Source organism: Nostoc punctiforme PCC 73102 (assembly GCF_000020025.1).
Classification (GTDB): Bacteria; Cyanobacteriota; Cyanobacteriia; order Cyanobacteriales; family Nostocaceae; genus Nostoc; species Nostoc punctiforme.
Genome location: NC_010628.1, coordinates 2642698 through 2661085, shown reverse-complemented (window position 1 = coordinate 2661085; position 18388 = coordinate 2642698). Strand labels below are relative to the sequence as shown.

At 40.7% G+C, this 18388-nt stretch carries 8 protein-coding genes and 2 pseudogenes; 7 read left to right on the top strand and 3 right to left on the bottom strand.

The features are described from left to right. Nucleotides 1-170: 170 nt before the first annotated feature. A pseudogene (locus tag NPUN_RS44745) lies at nucleotides 171-332 on the bottom strand (transposase); the annotation flags it as partial. Between the two features lie 820 nt (nucleotides 333-1152). Here NPUN_RS44745 and NPUN_RS10945 point away from each other — a divergent pair. The 7 genes from NPUN_RS10945 (at nucleotide 1153) to devC (ending at nucleotide 15502) form a co-directional block, all read left to right on the top strand. After that, nucleotides 1153-7845, top strand: coding sequence for a type I polyketide synthase (locus NPUN_RS10945; protein WP_012408780.1), 6693 nt, complete (start codon nucleotides 1153-1155; stop codon nucleotides 7843-7845). Nucleotides 7846-7892: 47 nt separating this feature from the next. Next, nucleotides 7893-8795 (top strand): 4'-phosphopantetheinyl transferase family protein, encoded by a 903-nt coding sequence (locus tag NPUN_RS10940; protein WP_012408779.1) that lies wholly within the window; start codon nucleotides 7893-7895, stop codon nucleotides 8793-8795. 130 nt (nucleotides 8796-8925) lie between these two features. Beyond that, nucleotides 8926-10416: an SDR family oxidoreductase gene (locus NPUN_RS10935; RefSeq protein WP_012408778.1), complete on the top strand. Its 1491-nt coding sequence runs from the start codon at nucleotides 8926-8928 to the stop codon at nucleotides 10414-10416. Nucleotides 10417-10484: 68 nt separating this feature from the next. Next, nucleotides 10485-11522, top strand: a complete 1038-nt coding sequence (locus NPUN_RS10930; RefSeq protein WP_012408777.1) for a fatty acid desaturase family protein — start codon at nucleotides 10485-10487, stop codon at nucleotides 11520-11522. A gap of 226 nt (nucleotides 11523-11748) precedes the next feature. Continuing rightward, entirely contained in the window at nucleotides 11749-12804 is a 1056-nt protein-coding gene (locus tag NPUN_RS10925; RefSeq protein ID WP_012408776.1) for a fatty acid desaturase family protein, read from the top strand. A 353-nt stretch (nucleotides 12805-13157) separates the two neighbouring features. After that, a complete protein-coding gene (locus NPUN_RS10920) occupies nucleotides 13158-14348 on the top strand; it encodes an ABC exporter membrane fusion protein (RefSeq protein WP_012408775.1) in 1191 nt (396 codons plus the stop codon). Next, nucleotides 14345-15502, top strand: a complete 1158-nt coding sequence (devC, locus tag NPUN_RS10915) for an ABC transporter permease DevC (protein ID WP_012408774.1) — start codon at nucleotides 14345-14347, stop codon at nucleotides 15500-15502. The genes NPUN_RS10920 and devC overlap by 4 nt, the downstream gene beginning before the upstream one ends. Before the next feature lie 202 nt (nucleotides 15503-15704). On the opposite strand, the pseudogene NPUN_RS42505 reads toward devC, so the two are convergent. After that, nucleotides 15705-15881: pseudogene (locus tag NPUN_RS42505) on the bottom strand (IS1 family transposase); the annotation flags it as partial. 248 nt (nucleotides 15882-16129) lie between these two features. Then, the gene (locus tag NPUN_RS10905; RefSeq protein ID WP_012408773.1) at nucleotides 16130-18364 is read right to left on the bottom strand and encodes a chemotaxis protein CheW; all 2235 of its coding nucleotides are present in this window, start codon (nucleotides 18362-18364) and stop codon (nucleotides 16130-16132) included. Between the last annotated feature and the right edge of the window lie 24 nt (nucleotides 18365-18388).

The following is an 18388-nucleotide window of genomic DNA, read 5'->3' as shown; positions in this document are numbered from 1 at the left end:
TAGCAGTACATCAGCAATTATGGCGGTTCTCAGTTGGGTGCAATACAGTAACAGCAGTGGGTAAACCATCCAATAATGTCTTTTTTAGTTACTGCATTCAGAGCATTTGTAATGGCCTCGTCTAACTCAAGATATGTTCTAGCAGCAAGCGATGCCTGCGGCGGGTTACGCCTACGCAAAAACTCTTTCACCTTTGACCAACAGTTTTCAATCGGTGAAAAATCAGGAGAATAAGGAGATAAGTACACCAGTCTTATCCCAACGGCTTCAATGGCTTCCTTTATACCTGTGACTTTGTGAGAACTGAAATTATCCATGACAACAGTTGCATCGGTGAGAGGTTAAGATAAAGGGCTTGGGAAACCATCAAAATAACCTTTTCCACATGCCATGAAAAGTCAGGAGCCCGGATTTCTCACAAACTCGGAAAAAGCGCTTGTTAAAAATTTTTCTAATCCTCTCTTTTAATTCTTCGATATGTCCATGAAATTTTAAAAATGCTTCCTGAAATGCCTGAGCCTATTTTATTAACCCAGATTTTTGCCAAGCTTACTGCTTTAGGTCGTATTCATCCCATTTCTACGGGCGTTGGATCCTCGTAATTTGGCAGAGGTATTGTATCACCAGAAGAATTATTTGACCAAATCACTGCAGAGATTAACTTTTCTCAACAGCAGATTTTTGGTGAAACAGACATTTGATCGGTACCGTGCCCCTACTTATTGGATAAATTATTCTTTAGAAGTCCCTTATTTGGATGCAGAAAATAATTATTCTGTAAAATATGTAAATATTTATTAAGGATTATATCAATAAATATTTACATACTTAGGCTAAAATTCAAATATTCATAAGTTCCATATAATCCCTGATGTGATTAGCTAAGCAATAAAGCTATTAATATATCCAAGTTTACTATAATTTCAATTTCTGCCGTGCAAGTTTTTCTTAGTGCTATGCCAGGTATTTTGTCATAGACATTGCCTCATCTATTTCTTTGGAAAATGATGATATTGTTTAGCCAAAGTGAATTTAGAAATCAAGATGGGTATAGTAACCCTTCTTTTGACTAATGATGATGTTGAACAAAACTGCTAGTTCTCAAATACTTGTTTATATCTTTGATCGGTAAAGCTTTAAAAGGAGTTAGGCATGAGCTACATAGCTGTTCCGTATCAGATTCATTTTGAAGACACAATGGCCTATGGTTCCCATCATTATCTGACTAACTTCCGATTTCAGTGTATCGCACGGGAGCACTTCTTTTTCGGCGGACTGTTTAATAAAGAAACTTTTCAAGATGTTGTCATTCTAACCCAGCAAGGATATAGCCGGAATATGGCACCTGTAGGACTGGGTGAGCGTGTAGTTATTCTTCTAACTTTTGATGAGCCAACAAGGTCTACTACTCGATTGTGTTTTCGGGTAATTCGTGAAGACGGAACACCTGTTTGTTGTGGATATCAGGTGCTTGTATTCACTTCCAGAATCACAGGTGAACTGATTCCTATTCCGCCTGTACTAGTTGATTATGTGTTGCAAAACTTCGGTCTAATTGAGCGGTTGTTAGATCCGCCGTTTGCAGAAAAAGTAGTAGCAGGTGGAAAGGAAATTAAGAAGATTTTCACACCAGAAGTTTGTGAATTAGGTAAACTCATAACCAGTCGAAATCTAGCTAACGATCCTTCGGGAGTGCAGATTGTAGATACTTATTTTTTAACATTAGATAAAGTCAATATTACAAAAGTAAATCCTTTAGCTCAAAATAAAATAGTCTTCACATTCCCCGGTCAGGGAGCTTATGATTACCAGACTTTACAAACTCTCTATCAGAACTATCCTGCTAAAAAGTCACTCTTTACTAAGGCTGATGAATTAACTCAACGTTATTTGGGTTATTCCTTTTTAACATTGATCCAAGCTCAGTCCAATGACGAACATCAGTTTTTGCTGCAACAATGTCCAGACCTCGATCAAATAGGCATTTTATTGACAAATATCATCATTGCCGAACTTTTGATTGAGCAAGGACTGCACCCAGATATTTTGGTCGGCCATAGCTTTGGAGAATTAACCGCCTTGACCATTGGCGGTGTTTTTGACTTTGAGACAAGCGTCGAAATTGTATGCCAACGGATACAAGTTTTACGTAATTTTGCCAGCAATATTGGTGGTATGATGGCGATCGCCTGCGGTGCCCAACGGTTGACGGAACTTTTTAGCGCCATCAAAAAAACTGCTTTAACAGTAGCGGTTATCAACCATCCACAGCAAATTGTTTTGTCTGGACTTTATACAGAACTCCAGCAGGTTGAATCTGAGCTAGTTCCCCTGGGCATTTCTTGCACTTTTCTCAAAAGCCGATATCCTTTCCACTCAGCTTTGTTAGCTCCAGCTGTTGCATCTTTTTGCTCAAGTTTACAGCAGTTCTCGTTCCAAGCGCCAAAAATCCCAGTATATTCACCAATAAATAAAGCTTTTTACACTGCAAATACTGATTTTCCTCAAACTCTAGCTGCACATTTCATCCAAGTTGTTAACTTCTCTCAAGCTGTAAAAATACTCCAGCAACAAGGCGTCCATTCGTTTATCGAGTGCGGTGCAAGCAGAGTCTTGACAAAGTTAGTGCAAAAGAACTTGCCATCTGAACCAGAAGCGATCGCCCAGTCTGTGATGTCTGACGATCGCAATATAATTGAAGGACTGCAACACATTGTACAGACATATTCTGGGCAGCTATCTCATCCGCAGCCTACACCAGAAAATAATGAAAAACTCCATCCCGTTGTGGATGAAGCTTTTGAGTATGGGAAATGGGAAATCGAGCCTGAAGAAGTAACGGCTTTTAGCTCGGCAGCATTATCATCTGACTCAGACACGAATGGCACTAACGTTCCCATTGCTATTGTTTCTATGGGTTGCTTGCTACCTGGAGCTGATAGTCCACAAGCATACTGGCGAAATATTCAAGATGGAGTCACCGGCATTGTTGATTTAGGCCTCATCGATCCTTCCTTAGTACCAGATTTTATGTCTGATGGATCTGTAATTCCTGAGAAAACCTACACTTTACTCAGTGGCAGAATCAATCAGGTGGAATATGAAAAAGGTATACCGTACAGTCTCGAAGAATTCAACAACTTAACAAGAGGTCAGCAACTACTTGCTAAAGCATTAGCTCAGTGTCTCAATCCCATTCATCAGCAAGTATCTGCTACCAAAAAAGTGCATTGTCTCCTTGGCTCCACAGCTGACGGCATCAAAGAGTACGATGAAGCTCTGTTTGCTGAAAGCTTAAAGTATTTCGTTGAGAAACTAGACGAACCAGAGCAGTTGCGTACCACTTTTAGCAATTCCCTACAAACCTTGCTAGGACGAAAAAGTGGAGAACACGAATTTCTCGCACCTGACCTATGTTACAAGCGCGTAGTCCAGAAATTCTTAGGCGATGGTGTAAAAACCTTACTCTTAGATGCTGCCTGTGCTTCTTCCCTTTACACCGTTGACATCGGCATCAAACTACTACAAAACCATGAAAGCGACCTAGTACTTTCGGGGGGTGTATTCGCACCGGGAGTAGCGATGAACTGTCTATTTGCTCAGTTCAAAGGTCTTTCTGCCACAGGTAGCCGCCCCTTCGATGCTACCGCAGATGGAGTAGTTTTCAGCGAAGGAGCAGCTATTCTAGCACTCAAACGCTTACCTGATGCGATCGCTGCTGGAGATCGCATCCACGGCATCATCCGGGGTGTTGGGACATCAAGTGATGGTAAGAGTGCTGCTGTGAATGTACCTACTAAAGTTGGTCAAGTATTAGCATGTCAGCGAGCTTGTGAGAACGCCCAGATAAATCCGAATACGATTCAGTACATTGAAGCCCATGCAACCGCTACACCAGTTGGCGATGGTACAGAGTTTAAGTCGCTGTCTGAAGTGTTCGACAAACGAGAAGCAAATTTACCGCCAATTTATTTGGGTAGTGTCAAAGCTTTGATTGGTCATACTGGCTGGGTAGCCGGAACAGCTTCTATTATTAAAGTTTGCCAAGCTTTAAAAGCCCAAACTATTCCACGTCAGTATAACTACAAATCACCCAATAAAGATATTGAACTTCAAGGTTCTTGTTTATCCATTCCGACAACACCATTGCCTTGGCCGAATAACATAGCCGGACAACCCCGCCGTGCAGCAGTAAATGGCTTTGGTTTTGGAGGTACTAACGCCAACTTAATTATTGAAGCTTACGATCCTAGTTACCATCGGCAGTTTTCTCAAAGACCGAATACTCATTCTCTACGTAGACCGCTAGCGTTAGTAGGAATTGGTACTTTATTTCCATCCTTAAACGGACTGCAAGAAAATTCAGTTCCAGATATTCAAGTCAAGCAGTTTGCCCGAGAGACACTGCAATTGCCAGTCAAGCGACGGCTATTACCTGATGTCACAGATCGTATGGATGCCAGTCAGTACCTCAGTGTAATGGCAACTGAAAAAGCACTCCGAGGTCTGGGAGAAAAAGCATTAGCTCTCCAAAGTAGAACTGGAGTTGTAATTGGGATGCCTGGAAAAACTGGGCGAGGCATTACCGTCAACGAGCGTCTGTTTCTAGACCGGCTGCGGAGGCTTTTACAGTCCAAACCTGGACATTTCTCACAATCAGATATTGATTTTGAGCGTCTTTGCCAAAAGCTATTTACTGCCATCCAGCAAGCTAATTCTCCCTCGTCTCCATATACCTTGATTGGTTCAATGCCTAATATTACTGCTGGTCAAGTGTGCAACCTGTTTAATTTCAACGGGCCTAACATAGTCATCGATGCAGGTATTGATTCCTTACTAGAAACCTTACGTATCGCAGAGTTGATGCTGATGAGTCACGACTGCGACCTAATTTTAGCTGGCAGCATTAATGGCTATGTTGGTCATGGGGCACATACTTCAGGTAAGGACATGCCTACAGGAGAAGCAGCCTGTATCTTAGCACTGACCACAATTGAAATTGCACAGTCCCACGGATTCCCTATCTTATCTACCTTGGATGTCAATACATCAGGAATTCAGGAATCTATCGTTGAAGTAGCGGGTTCAAATATTCCCATAGATTTCTATGGAGCTACTGGAGTGGTGGAAATTGCACGAGCTGTAGAGCGTGTTAGTCAAAGCCGTGAGGTAGTTGCAGTTGAGTGGAAATCCGCAAGCCAAGGACAAATAACTTTCTCGCCTTTCCCTGCTCCTCAAGAAACTGCAAACGAAAAATATATAGGGACACAGGATATTAATTCTCAGTCCTTACATCAAACGCCCACCCATTTTTATACACCCTCTCTGTTTCCGGCTACTGTAGAAAAAATCGCTGTGCCGCGTCCCCTAGAAAAAAGGCAAATTCTCTTCTTAACAGACCAGCCTGAGTTGTGGACAGCATTAGCTCAAACTCAGATGCTAAAGGATTTGAACTATATAGTTGCCTGTCCAGCCAACAAAGCGATTGCAGATGCTATCCAAATCGATCTAACATCTGAAGATGCCATCAAAGCTACAGTTCAAAAACTAGATTTTAGTCGTTACGACACGATTGTGGCGATTAAAAACCTCAATGCCATCAGCGACGAGCAATTAATCTCAATAGATGACTCAGATTCCTTGCTCAACTTACTGTTTGCGGTTGTCCGTCACTCTTACCCCCAGCTACAAACTGGAGATAGTGCCCTAGCGACACTGTGCCTGAACGCCTGGAAAACCGGACAACTTAGCCCCTACACTGGTCTGCTAGCTGGTTTTATCAAATCAGTTGCTCGAGAACTACCAAAATGTATTTGCAAGAGTATTAATACTGGTGCAGCAAGTATTAAAGATGCTTGGCAACAGTTAGATACAGAGTTAAATAGTCAACCAGGTAAGCCAGTAGAAGTATCTTACATGAATGGCGATCGCCAAATTTTCCAGCTGGTGTCTCTAGCGGAAGTGACCAAAGACCACACTCCTGTTCTCAACCAGAATTCTGTTGTCATTACTACAGGTGGTGGACGGGGTGTAACAGCAGTTTTGATGGAAGAAGTACTGCAACGCTTTGGCTGCACCGTTGTGTTACTGGGTCGTACTGACCTCAAATCTGTGCCCGCCGAGGTTTTAGAACTAGATGAAGCTGACTTTGCCCAGTATGAGAGTCGATTTTATCAAGAACAATTGCACCGCGAGCGATCGCAAAAAATGCCAGCACTCAAAGCCCAGATAGAGTATTATCAAGCTGCCCGCGAACTTCACCATACCCTCAAACATCTGTCAGCATTGCCCGGTCGATTTGAATATGTCAACGTCAATATCACTGATGTGGAAGCTGTAAATCAGGTAGTAGCAAAAGTAGTCAAAACTTATGGACGAATTGACCTCGTGGTTCATGGAGCTGGCATTCAAACATCTAAACTCTTGCCCAAGCGTACATTTACTGAATTTCAACGGATTATTGCTACAAAATTATCTGGTTTGAAAAATCTGTACAATGCCTGCCATCAATATGCTCCAAATAATAAAGTTCACTTCCATTTATTGACTTCTGCATTCAGCTACATTGGTAACGATGGTCAACCAGACTATGGGGCTGCTAATGAATTTATGAATCGCTTTGCAGCCTATATGGATAGTTCTCTACTCACTGGTAGTTGGTCAACTATCGCTTGGCTGGGTTGGGCAGGTATTGGTATGACCCGTGGTTCGGAATATGCTGTGCTGTCTCAAGAACGAGGACTTCATGCAATCCAGGCTGAAGAAGGACAACAACTTTTCTCTCTGCTGCTGAATGGACAAGCTACTGCACCTATCAATGTGCTATTAACTGAGGGTGAGAAAAATTACTATCAAATTGATGTAGTTACAGCACAAAATAATCTATCTCCAGGTTTAGCAAAACTTGAAAACAAGCTAGCTAATAAAACAGAGGAAAATATTTTAATTACTCCCCGAGAACATATTGCAAATACTAAAAAATTTAGCGATGAACGGCAGTGGTATGTGAGCATTAAAACTGCTCCCTATCTATTAGACCATCTTGTAAATGATGTTCCGACCATGCCAGCAACATTTGAACAAGAGTTAGCAGCACAGGCTGCACAAGCACTGCGACCCAATCTGCAACTAATCGCCATTGAAAATAGTAAATTTTCGAGATTTATTAAATTTTTCAACGAGCAAGAAATATTACTCAAAACCCAGGCAACTATTGTTACAGAAAAAAATCATGAAACTGTCATCCACGTGAAGTTACTATCAGATTTTATTCACAAAAACGGCACTTTACTACAAAAAGATTGCGTTCATTGTGAAATGGATATACGGCTAGCTGCAAATACTCAAGCGATAGTAGGTCGTTATGAAACCTGGAACGGGTTTGAGGGAGAGACGATTCAAGAGCCGTATATGAACCCTAACTCTCCAGTGAGGCTCAAAGGTATGTTTGATTGTATTAACAATATTGTGATTGGATCTAATCGCAGACGGGCTAAGTTTCGATTAAAAAATACAACTCAACTACGTTTAACATCTGATTTTTGTACACCCGCAATTTTAATTGATGCCATGTTGCGAGTAGCAACCAGTAGCGGGGACAGTAACGATCCTAGAGCAGTTTTTGTACCTCAAGGATGGAAAAAAATTACTCTGACACCTGATTTGAATGATTGGAAACTCAATCAACTGCATCAAGAGTTATTTCTTGTTGGTTCTAACTCTCAAAAAACTGGGGATACCCTTTATTGTGATTGGCTGCAAGTGATGGATGCGAACGATCGCGTTTTGGTTTTGATGGAAGAAGCGATCGGTTTGCAAAAAAGTACACAACTGGCTCGGCTATAAAAATCAAACCTGGAATCAAAATAATGCCTGTGTAAAAAACCTCACTCATGCCACCATCAACCACTCACTTACCTGAATTCGCTCAATGCCTTCCTACAATTGCTGCCATGCACATTGATATCGGTGGCGAGCTGGCTGTCCATGCTAAAGACTATTTATCTGCAAAAGAACTGGCTTATTTTCATCAATTTAAGCATCCCAGGCGGCGTTATGAGTGGTTTACAGCCAGACTTGTCTGCAAATTATTATTCAGCCGCTATCTGAGTAATACTCACTTGGCAAACTCCAACTCTGTTTGGCCGCCAACCATCCAAAAGTTGGGATGCAATGATATTGCTACAGTTTTGCCAATTGTGTATCGCTCTATTGAAATATTGCCGTCTAACCCTAGCTTAAAAGGAGCGCCACAATTATTTTGGCAAGGCAATATTCTTTCGGCAATGTATCTTTCTATTTCTCATGCTGGCGGTTTGGCGATCGCCAGTCTGAGTTCTTCTGGGCCAGTCGGCTTAGATTTGGAGGAGCCTATTTCTCACTGCCCAAATTTTTACGAATCTTATTTCTCGAAACAGGAAACATTATGGGTGCAGCAGCAAATAAAAGATGAATTAAGCATTTCTCAGCTATATACACTTCTATGGACGCTCAAAGAGTCATACCTGAAAACAGGTATATCGCCAATAAATAATATTTGCGATTTCGCTAACTTAGAGATCAAGATTGATACGTCTTTATTTACTGTCTCAAAACATCTGCCAAAGATAGGATTTAATTCTCAATTGCACATTTTAAAACTTCAGTTTAGTTATGCCAAATCTACATTTGCACCCTACGCTGCATTTAGCATTATGGCAAATCTTATCTTGAGCATCGTGGCTTTTGAATTGAATACTCACTTAGAGAATGTTTTGAAAGTATTACGCGAAGATAATTCGCTACTACACAAATAAAATTAAGGGTTTTTAACCCAGGTCGGTGAATTTTATCTATATAGCCGCATCTGTAGTAATGAGGAACTTGGACAGTTAATTCAATACCTCACCCCATAAATAAATTCCTTCAACTAATAGGAGAATTATCGTGTTTCTACAAAATATTCCATCATCAGCTACTACCTCTGAGCTAACATCTGTATTGACTAACGTGCAACGTGTCTTTGCTGAAGTTACTCGTTATCCACTAGAAATTTTAGAAACACAGGCTTCTTTAGAAGAAGATTTAGGAATTGATTCTGTCAAACTCGGAGAAGTATTTTCTGTTCTCAGAGAACACTACAAATTACCACCGCTAACTCAGCTGAATATTCCTCAGCAACAACTACGCACTATCTCTGATGTTGCTGTTGCCATTAGCCAGTTTGTTGTACCTGAAAAGATTGAACCATCATCAATTCCTAATCATCAGTTAGAGCCAATCCCATCACCTGTTACTTCCGATTTCACATCTGTATTGGCTAACGTGCAACGTGTCTTTGCTGAAGTTACTCGTTATCCACTGGAAATTTTAGAAGCACAGGCTTCTTTAGAAGAAGATTTAGGAATTGATTCTGTCAAACTCGGAGAAGTATTTTCTGTTCTCAGAGAACACTACAAATTACCACCGCTAACTCAGTTAAATATTCCTCAGCAACAACTACGCACTATCTCTGATGTTGCTGTTGCCATTAGCCAGTTTATTGTCAGCAACGATTTTCCTGTGAAAGTTGAATTATCTTTACCCGAAGTTAATGGCAATAGAAAAACTGCACAATTACCCTTATCTGATGGTAATGAACAGGTAAAATCATTGACATCATCGCTATATCAAGAAAGTAACAAACCATTAGCTCACAAAATTGCCTTAATCACAGGATCTGGAAGAGGTTTAGGTAAAGTTATTGCCCAGCATTTAGCAGAGTTGGGTGCGACTGTTATTGTTAATTCTTTTCATTCCACTGCTAGCGGAGAAGAAACTGCGGCTGAGATTATAGCCAATGGTGGTAAGGCTATTCATATTTGGGGATCTGTGGCTAATGAAACACAGCTTCATCAACTTTTTGACAAAATTGAGGCTGAATTTGGCAGGCTTGACTTTTTTATTAGCAATGCTTCTAATGGAATGCTTGCTCCCTTAGAAGAGATTAAAGTAGAACATTTAGATAAAGCATTTCACACGAATGTAATTGGACTTCACCAGGGAGCGTTACGTGCTGCCAAATTGATGAAGAAGCAAGGAGGTGGAAAAATTATTACTCTTTCTACAAATGCGGCTCATCGTTACATTCCTTATTTTGGCTGTATGGCTACTGTTAAAGCTGCGGTAGAGGCATTAACGCGATATCTTGCTATGGAATTCGAGCCGTATAATATCCAAGTTAACTGTATTAGTTCTGGCCCCGTGTACGGTGAACTAATCAATAAATGGCCTGATAGCGAGAAGCTAATTCCTTATTGGGAATCTATTTCACTCGGTAACAAACTTTGTATGCCCGAAGATGTCGCTGACATGGTTTCCTATCTTCTGCGAGAAGAAGTTAAACGCATCAATGGCAGTATTCTCCTTATCGACGCTGGGCAATCTATCCATATGTAATTCAGGCATTTAATTAAGTCAGAGCAAGACTCAAGATAGTAAATTGTTAATTACATAGGAGCCACAATATGGAATTACATCTCATTAGAAATAAGGTTCGAGAATCCTTAAGCAGTGATGTCTTCCAACTTCAACCAATGAGAGGTATAGTTGCCATTCTCTTGATACCTGTTGTCATAGTTTTTTCCTGGTTGATTATCCATTATTCTCCACCCTGGTATCTATGCTTACTGATATCAATTATTATTGGTCAAATATATTTTATATGGGATTTGATCGGACATGAGGCATTACACGGTTCGATTTTTCAATCAAGTTTTGGTCAGTATTTCCTTGGTTATTTGGGATATACTTCATTTTTGATATCACCATTAACATGGAAATTTTGGCATTGTCAGTGTCATCATGGATATACTAATTTTGCCGAACGAGATCCCGATTTTGTCGGGACAATTGAGACATTTTCCAAAAGTCCTATAACTCGTTTGAGAGCCATGCTTAATCCAGGGATACAACACTGGATGAGCTACATTGGCTTTTTTTGTGGTTTGACACTTCAAGGACAATACGTGCTTTGGGTTTACGAGAAAGATTCAGATTTAGCACGTAAATTTGGATTCAATCGATTGAGAGCTAAGATTGAAACTATTTTGATGATTTTATTTTGGTCTTTCCTTGGTGTGATGATTGGCTTTCAAGCAAGTCTTTATATCATCATTATGCCGATGGCAATAGCAAACTTCTCTCATGTGACCTACATTGTCACACAACACTTTTTACGCCCTACCAACTCCGATGTAAATAATCCACTGCAAAACACAATCAGCGTGACAACACATCCGATAATCGATTTTATTCATCTTAATGGTGGTTACCATGTAGAACATCATCTTTTTCCCAGTATGAGTCCAAAATTTGCTCCCCTAGTTAGTCAAGTTTTACGCCAACATTTTGCTGATGAATATGTTTTAATTCCTTACTTAAAAGTCCTATTGTCAGCTATTAAAACTCCTCGGATATATTTTGACTCGGAAACTTTGATAAATCCTTCTTCTGGGGAGAAAACGCAAATTTCAGACATTATAGTATGGATGACACAGAAGTAAGGAGTTATACTAATTCAAATTCAAAATTCAAAAAGTGAGACTCAGCATATTTTTCGTGAATTGGCTTTATCTGTTGAGTGAGATAAATAATCCTATTTTCAACCCCCTTCCTGGAAAGAGGGACTATAATGTATCTCATTTGATTAAGAAAAGTTATATACAGCAGTTGTACGGCATTTTTTCTGTTAATAATTAACAACTTTTTGGTTGAATATAAAGTACAAATATGGAATTACACGCAATTAGAAATAAACTTAGAGAATCATTGCCAAGCGATGTATTTCAGCCCCAGCCAATGAGGGGTATCGCTGCTATTTTGTTGATATCTATTGTCATAGCTTGTTCTTGGATTATTATCCAGTATTCTCTACCTTGGTATGTTTACTTGTTGTTATCTATTGTCATTGGACAAATATATACAATATGGGGTTTTATTGCACATGAGGCACTACATGGGGCAATTTTTCAATCCAATTTTGGGCAATATTTTCTCGGCTATTTGGGATATATTCCATTTCTGATATCACCATTAACATGGAAATTTTGGCATTGTCAGTGCCATCATGGATATACTAATTTTGTGGAACGGGATCCTGATTTCGTCGGAACAATTGAAGAGTTCTCCAAAAGTCCCGTAACTAGGTTGAGAGCTATGTTTACTCCGGGTACACATAACTGGTTCAGCTACATTGGCTTTTTTTGCTTATTCACCCTTGAGGGACAATATGTACTCTGGTTTTATAAGACAGATTCGGATTTAGCAGATAAATTTGGGTTCAATCGATTGAGAGCCAAGATTGAAACTATTTTGATGATTTTATTTTGGATTTTACTTGGGAGCGCGATCGGCGATCGCGCAAGTCTTTATATCATCGTCTTGCCGATGTTATTGGGAAACTTTATTTATGTGTCATACATTCTTACACAACACTTATTACGTCCGACTAACTCTGATGTAAATCATCCATTACACAATACAATTACTGTCACAATTAATCCAGTATTAGCTTTTTTGCATCTTAATTTTGGCTACCATGTTGAGCATCATCTTTTTCCAAGTATGAGTCACCAGTTTGCGCCTCTAGTTAGTCAAGCTTTACGCCAAAATTTTGGAAATGAATATGTTTCACTTCCTTACTTAACAGTACTTTCATTAATTATAAAAACGCCTCGGATACATTTTGACTCGGAAACTTTGATAGTTCCTTCTTCTGGGCAGAAAGTGAAGCTTTCAGAGATATTATCTGAGGTTGGGCGAGAAACATCGCAGCCTACGGCATAATTCAGAATTCAGGAACAAAGCCAGAGACGTTTCCGTTGCTTCGGTCAGAATTAGGAAACGCTATATCCCTGTTTTAATACCATTTTGGATTTCGGATTGTAAAATATTTACTGGACAAGCTTTTGGGCGTTCCATCTGTTGCAATCATGATTCAATTTGGTATTACATCAGTTTTCAGGTATTGAGACTACGACTGAGATGGAAAATGGTGTAGTTCAATTACTTGAAAAGCTCTGTAGAAGGGCGTTTCAAGGTTATATGTAATCTGTAATTGGTAAATTGCCGGATTAATAAGGCTAGAATGTTGTTTTTTTGTGAGCGTAGGCGAATAAACTCACTTCTAAAAGGTAATAATGAAGGCTTTTGAAAAATCATCTAAATTTACGTGGACATATATAGCGATCGCAGTTGTCGCTCTAGTAGCAAGCATTACTAGCCTCAGTAGTATTTCTAAGATTTTACACTCAAAGCCTAATCTCGAATCATCATCTGTTCCCCTAGCTACAGATCCCCCAGTCAAAGCAGTGACAGCCTTAGGACGACTGGAACCAAAAGGAGAAGTTATTCAGCTAACTGCTTCTAGTCAGGGTAGCCGAATCGATCGATTATTAGTGAAGCAAGGCGACTGGGTACAAAACAAACAGGTAATCGCCATTTTGGATTCACGCCCTCGTCTCCAAGCTGCTTTAGAGCAAGCAATGCAACGAGTAGCAGTTACCCAAGCCCAATTAGATCGGGTTAAAGCTGGTGCCAAAATTGGAGAAATTCAGGCTCAAAAGGCAGTGATTGCCAGACTTGAAGTGCAGCTACGTGAAGATACTGCTGCGAAAAAAGCAACTGTTACACGTCTAGACGCAGAGGCTGAAAATGCCCAACTCGAATATCAACGTTACGAGTCGCTCTATCAAGATGGTGCTGTCTCTGCTTCGTTGCGTGATAGCAAACGCTTAATTTTTGAGACTGTTGTCCAACAACTGAAGGAAGCTAAAATCAATTTTTACCAAACTACTGCAATATTGACTCAACAAGTCAAAGAAGCTCAAGCTACACTCGATCGCATTGCTGAAGTCCGTCCTATAGATATACGAGTAGCGCAAACCGAGGTTAACAACACTAAGGCTATAGTGAAACAGGCTCAGGCAGAGTTAGATCTCGCCTACGTGCGAGCATCTAGACCGGGACAGATTTTGAAGATCCACACATGGGAAGGTGAGATTGTTGATAGCAATAAAGGTATTGTCTCATTAGGACAAACCAACCAAATGTATGCGATCGCCGAAGTCTACGAAAGCGATTTACCAAAAGTCCACAAAGATCAGCAAGCCACCATTACTAATGTCAGCGGTGGTTCTCTAACTGAAACATTACGAGGTGTGGTGGACGAAGTAGGATTGGAAGTTGCCAAAAAAGATGTTTTGAATACCGACCCGGCTGCCAATATTGATTCTCGAGTTGTTGAAGTCAAAATTCGCTTAACTCCAACAGATAGTCAGAAGGTAGCTGGGTTTACGAATATGAAGGTCAAGGTAGCTATCTTTCTATGAGACGACGAATTCCTTTAGCTTGGCTGCAATTATCGAGAGAGAAAGCTAGGATGCTGGTGGCGATCGCTGGCATTACCTTCGCCGATGTCCTCATGTTTTTACAGTTAGGATTTCGCAGTGCTTTATTTGAAGGTGCGGTAGAGATTCAAACTAGTTTAAAAGGTGATGTTTTTTTAATTAGCGATCGCTACAGATCGTTAATTTCCAGAGATAAATTTACAGAACGGCGTTTATATCAGGCACTTGGCTACACGGGTGTGCGAGCAGTTATTCCTATTTATTTGGACTACGTTCAGTGGAAAAATCCAGTCAATAAGCAGATTTGGAATATGTTTGTCATTGGCTTTAACCCAGATGACAATGTGATGATGCTACCTCCTGTAGAGGCCAATTTAGACAAGCTGAAATTCCCTGATACTGTCATGTTTGATAAAGGGGCGCGGAAAGAATTCGGGCCAATTCCTCAAATATTCCAACAAACTGGGCCCTTCAAAACTGAGATCGAAAATCGTGAAGTAGAAGTAGTTGGCTTATTTGAGCTAGGTACATCCTTTGGAGTTAACGGTCATTTGATTACTAGCGATCTCAACTTCCTACGTCTATTTGGTCGGCGGCGAGAAAAAGGTCTGATTGAGTTAGGTGTGATTCAATTAGAACCAGGAGCTAATTTAGCCCAGGTGATGAAAAATTTGAAAGCAGGACTACCAGACGATGTACGAGTGCTGTCGAAGCAGGAGTTCATCGAACGGGAGCAGGGTTTTTGGAATACGAGTACACCTGTGGGCTATGTTTTCGACCTGGGTGCTGTGATTGGTTTTATCGTCGGTGCGGTGATTGTCTACCAGATTCTCTACAGCGATGTGTCTGACCATTTATCAGAGTATGCTACCCTCAAAGCGATCGGCTTTGAGAATAATTATCTGCTTTCTGTAGTCTTTCAAGAAGCATTAATCCTGGCAGCAATGGGATTTTTTCCTGGTTTGATGCTTTCTCTTGGTTTTTATCAAATAACTCGTCAAGCTACATTATTGCCAATGGCAATGACCATCGGACGTGCTGCTTTTGTGTTGGCTTTGACAGCAACAATGTGTTGCGTTTCAGCAGCATTCTCGATTCGCAAACTCCAAACTGCCGATCCATCCGATATTTTTTAATCAGTCCATAGCATTGATTCACTAATCGCATTTAATGCTCAATACCCTTAGTTGGTACATTGGGTATTTTTTCAGCAACTTGTTTGACCCAAGAAATGACACTTGTGTGATAGCAAAGCGTAAAGCCTTCTCTACGAGAGGCTGCGCCCTAAGCGAAGCTATGCCGTAGGCTTTACGCTTAGAGCGAGTCCGCGAACGTCTGAACACCTTTATCACGTTCAATTGCTCGAAATCCCACACCATTTACATCTGCTTTTAAGCAATTTTGTTTTACCCGATCTGAGTACCCTTTTGCCGGGCTGTAAACATCGATAAATTGACGACCAAACTTGACACAAATGTGATTCTGCTTACCTCTTCGCTTTCCATTTTTTCTAATCTCAGTAGACTTCCAGTATTAAGACTACACAGTATAATACCTCAATTCATCCCTTTATTATGCAACGCCAAAAATCGCTCTCCAAAAAACTAGAGATGGACAAAACCATCTTGCAGAAATTAATTTTTTGATTTTAAAAATTGTTTTCTTGTAACCATGATTTGTCCGATAGTTGATTGTCAGCAAAAGATGTCCTTTTCTGCCAAGTTATCGTTCCAGTGACAAATCGTTTACTGCGCTGATTGAGTTCAAGCTAGAGATTTTGTGAGAAGCTGACCATCCAAAACCAGGCTAAGTTGCCCATTGGCAAGAATGCTAGTTCCTTGAATATAAGCAGCAACTGGAATTGCTTCCCCCAGAGGATGGATTGCAGAAGATTGTTTGCCGATGATGCAATCTACTTCTAAAGCACATCGTTTGTCTAAATAACGAAATACTAATAAAGGCTTATCTTGCTTGAAAGCATTTAGTGTATCTGTGCTGTAAGTAGTAGCTGAGGTGGGAAGGTGGTTAGGACAAATTAGCACATCAGTCAATAAGTGGATAGGGACGAGCATTTCTGTTGTTAGATGCTCATCAGCATAACCAAGGAAGCCACTGGATCTGCCAGAAGACTGCAATAATAACATCCGTCCCGCTTGAGTTTGGATGATTTGTTCGGACTGGGATAGACAAATCTGCTCTACAGAATCGGCAATAAACGCATAGACTCTGGAGTTAGCTTGACAGACGATAAGTTGAGCAATTTTTTGATCGAGGGGAATTTGGAGCGAGAAGGCTGTACCATGTCCAGCTTTAGACTTCAATACTATTCTTCCCTGAATAGCTGTTAATTGCTTGCAAACTTCAGTTAATTCTACTCCTAACTCTAAGGCAGCACGATCGCATAAAACAGATGAAACCTCTGGTTCAATTACCAGTTCTTGTAAGACATCTCCTGGTTTTGTCAGGGCGAGTCCTTTGGCTAAAGCTTCTTGATAAATTTGAGATAAGTTAATTCCTGCGCCATCATCACAGCCATCAATAATCAGTTGATTTCCTTGCTGATAAACTTGAATTTCGATAATACCGTTGCTATTTTTACCAAGGTATTGGCGTGTTTGACCAAACTCAATACTTTGCTCTAGTAAATAGCAACTTATATGCAACAGGAGGGTACGGAGGCGATCGCTAAATGCCCGATCGACTTGGATATCGCTAATTTGTAAATGTAGTCTAGCAGACTTATCTTGTAGAGCTTGTAACTGAGACCAAAGACGATGCAAGGATTCTAAGGCTACTTTTAAAGGAATAGTTGTAACTGTTTTGACTAAATTGGAAGAATGGTTAAGTAGCTTTTCCTGCTGTATGAGTTCTTGTTTGAGTTGATGATGATTGTTATTAAGTGAATGAGCAGTTGATGCCACCTGAGATGCTTCAGCCAAAACAGATTGCAGAGTACTGTATAATTGCTGAGAGCGAGAAGCCGCTAGAGGAGAAAGGGTATCTGAAATTGCTGCTAAACGTGCTGACCATTCCTGTAGATTATCCAGTAAATGTTGTAATCGTTTAACTTGTCGGAGCAACCGCCCGATCGTATGTTGCTGTTGTTCTTCTTGACAGGCTTGCTGATTATATGTAGTTAATAATGTGGCAACTAGCGCGTTTAGTTGTTCGAGATGCTTAATATTGATGGGTGTGGCGGTTGGAATACTTGTTGCAAGAATGGTAGAAATAGATTCTTGCAAAGAGAGTGGATGGCGATCGGGAAAAGATTTAACTAGGGATGCAACAGAAGTTTCAGTAGGCAGGGAAAAATCCCCCAACCAAGCATGAAAATCTTCTTCCCCATACTCCTTCGGGTTTGCTAGTTCCCCAACCTTGGCGGGAAGTTGCTCGGTATCTACATGAAAAAGGCTGCCAGACTGGGGGCTAGTTTCATCTATTAGTTCCCTATCAAGACTTTCCTTATGTTTAACTATAAATTGCTCTGGTAGAGCCGCAGAAGATTCTACCTCAACCAAGCGATCGCCAAACTGAATAACTGGTTGATGTTCCTGCGGTTGCTCTATCGATATCTCAAGGTTTGTTTCCTGGGAATCGCCAAACTCTGCTTGTAGACGAGCAACAATGGCAGACATCCGCTCCAGAATTTCTACTTCGTCAATTTGCGAGGCTGTTAAAAATGCCATCAACAGCATCTGTAAGCAATCTAATCCTTCTGACAACAGGGAGGCGATTGGGGCGTTGACAGTTGCCCGATACTGATGCAGAAGCTGAAAAATCTCTTCTAGTGCAGCCGCAACTATAGCAATGGCATCTAGCTCGGCTGCTATGGCAATCGAATGCAGAGAGCTAGCAGCTTCCATGAGAGCCAAAGCTGTACCAGGGTTACTGTCTTTTGTATAGTTAGGCAACTCCTGCTCCAAGAACAGCAACAGATCGATCGCTTCTTCTAGAAAGCGATCGTCGTTCTGCGGTTGGGGGACAAAATCGGTACTCATGAAAACAACTCTCAGTTTCTATGG

Bases quoted from the DNA above. Each gene is read 5' to 3' on its own strand.
- NPUN_RS10930 (WP_012408777.1), top strand. From the start codon at position 10,485: ATGGAATTACATCTCATTAGAAATAAGGTTCGAGAATCCTTAAGCAGT.
- NPUN_RS10920 (WP_012408775.1), top strand. From the start codon at position 13,158: ATGAAGGCTTTTGAAAAATCATCTAAATTTACGTGGACATATATAGCG.
- NPUN_RS10905 (WP_012408773.1), bottom strand. From the start codon at position 18,364: ATGAGTACCGATTTTGTCCCCCAACCGCAGAACGACGATCGCTTTCTA.
- devC (WP_012408774.1), top strand. From the start codon at position 14,345: ATGAGACGACGAATTCCTTTAGCTTGGCTGCAATTATCGAGAGAGAAA.
- NPUN_RS10940 (WP_012408779.1), top strand. From the start codon at position 7,893: ATGCCACCATCAACCACTCACTTACCTGAATTCGCTCAATGCCTTCCT.
- NPUN_RS10925 (WP_012408776.1), top strand. From the start codon at position 11,749: ATGGAATTACACGCAATTAGAAATAAACTTAGAGAATCATTGCCAAGC.
- NPUN_RS10945 (WP_012408780.1), top strand. From the start codon at position 1,153: ATGAGCTACATAGCTGTTCCGTATCAGATTCATTTTGAAGACACAATG.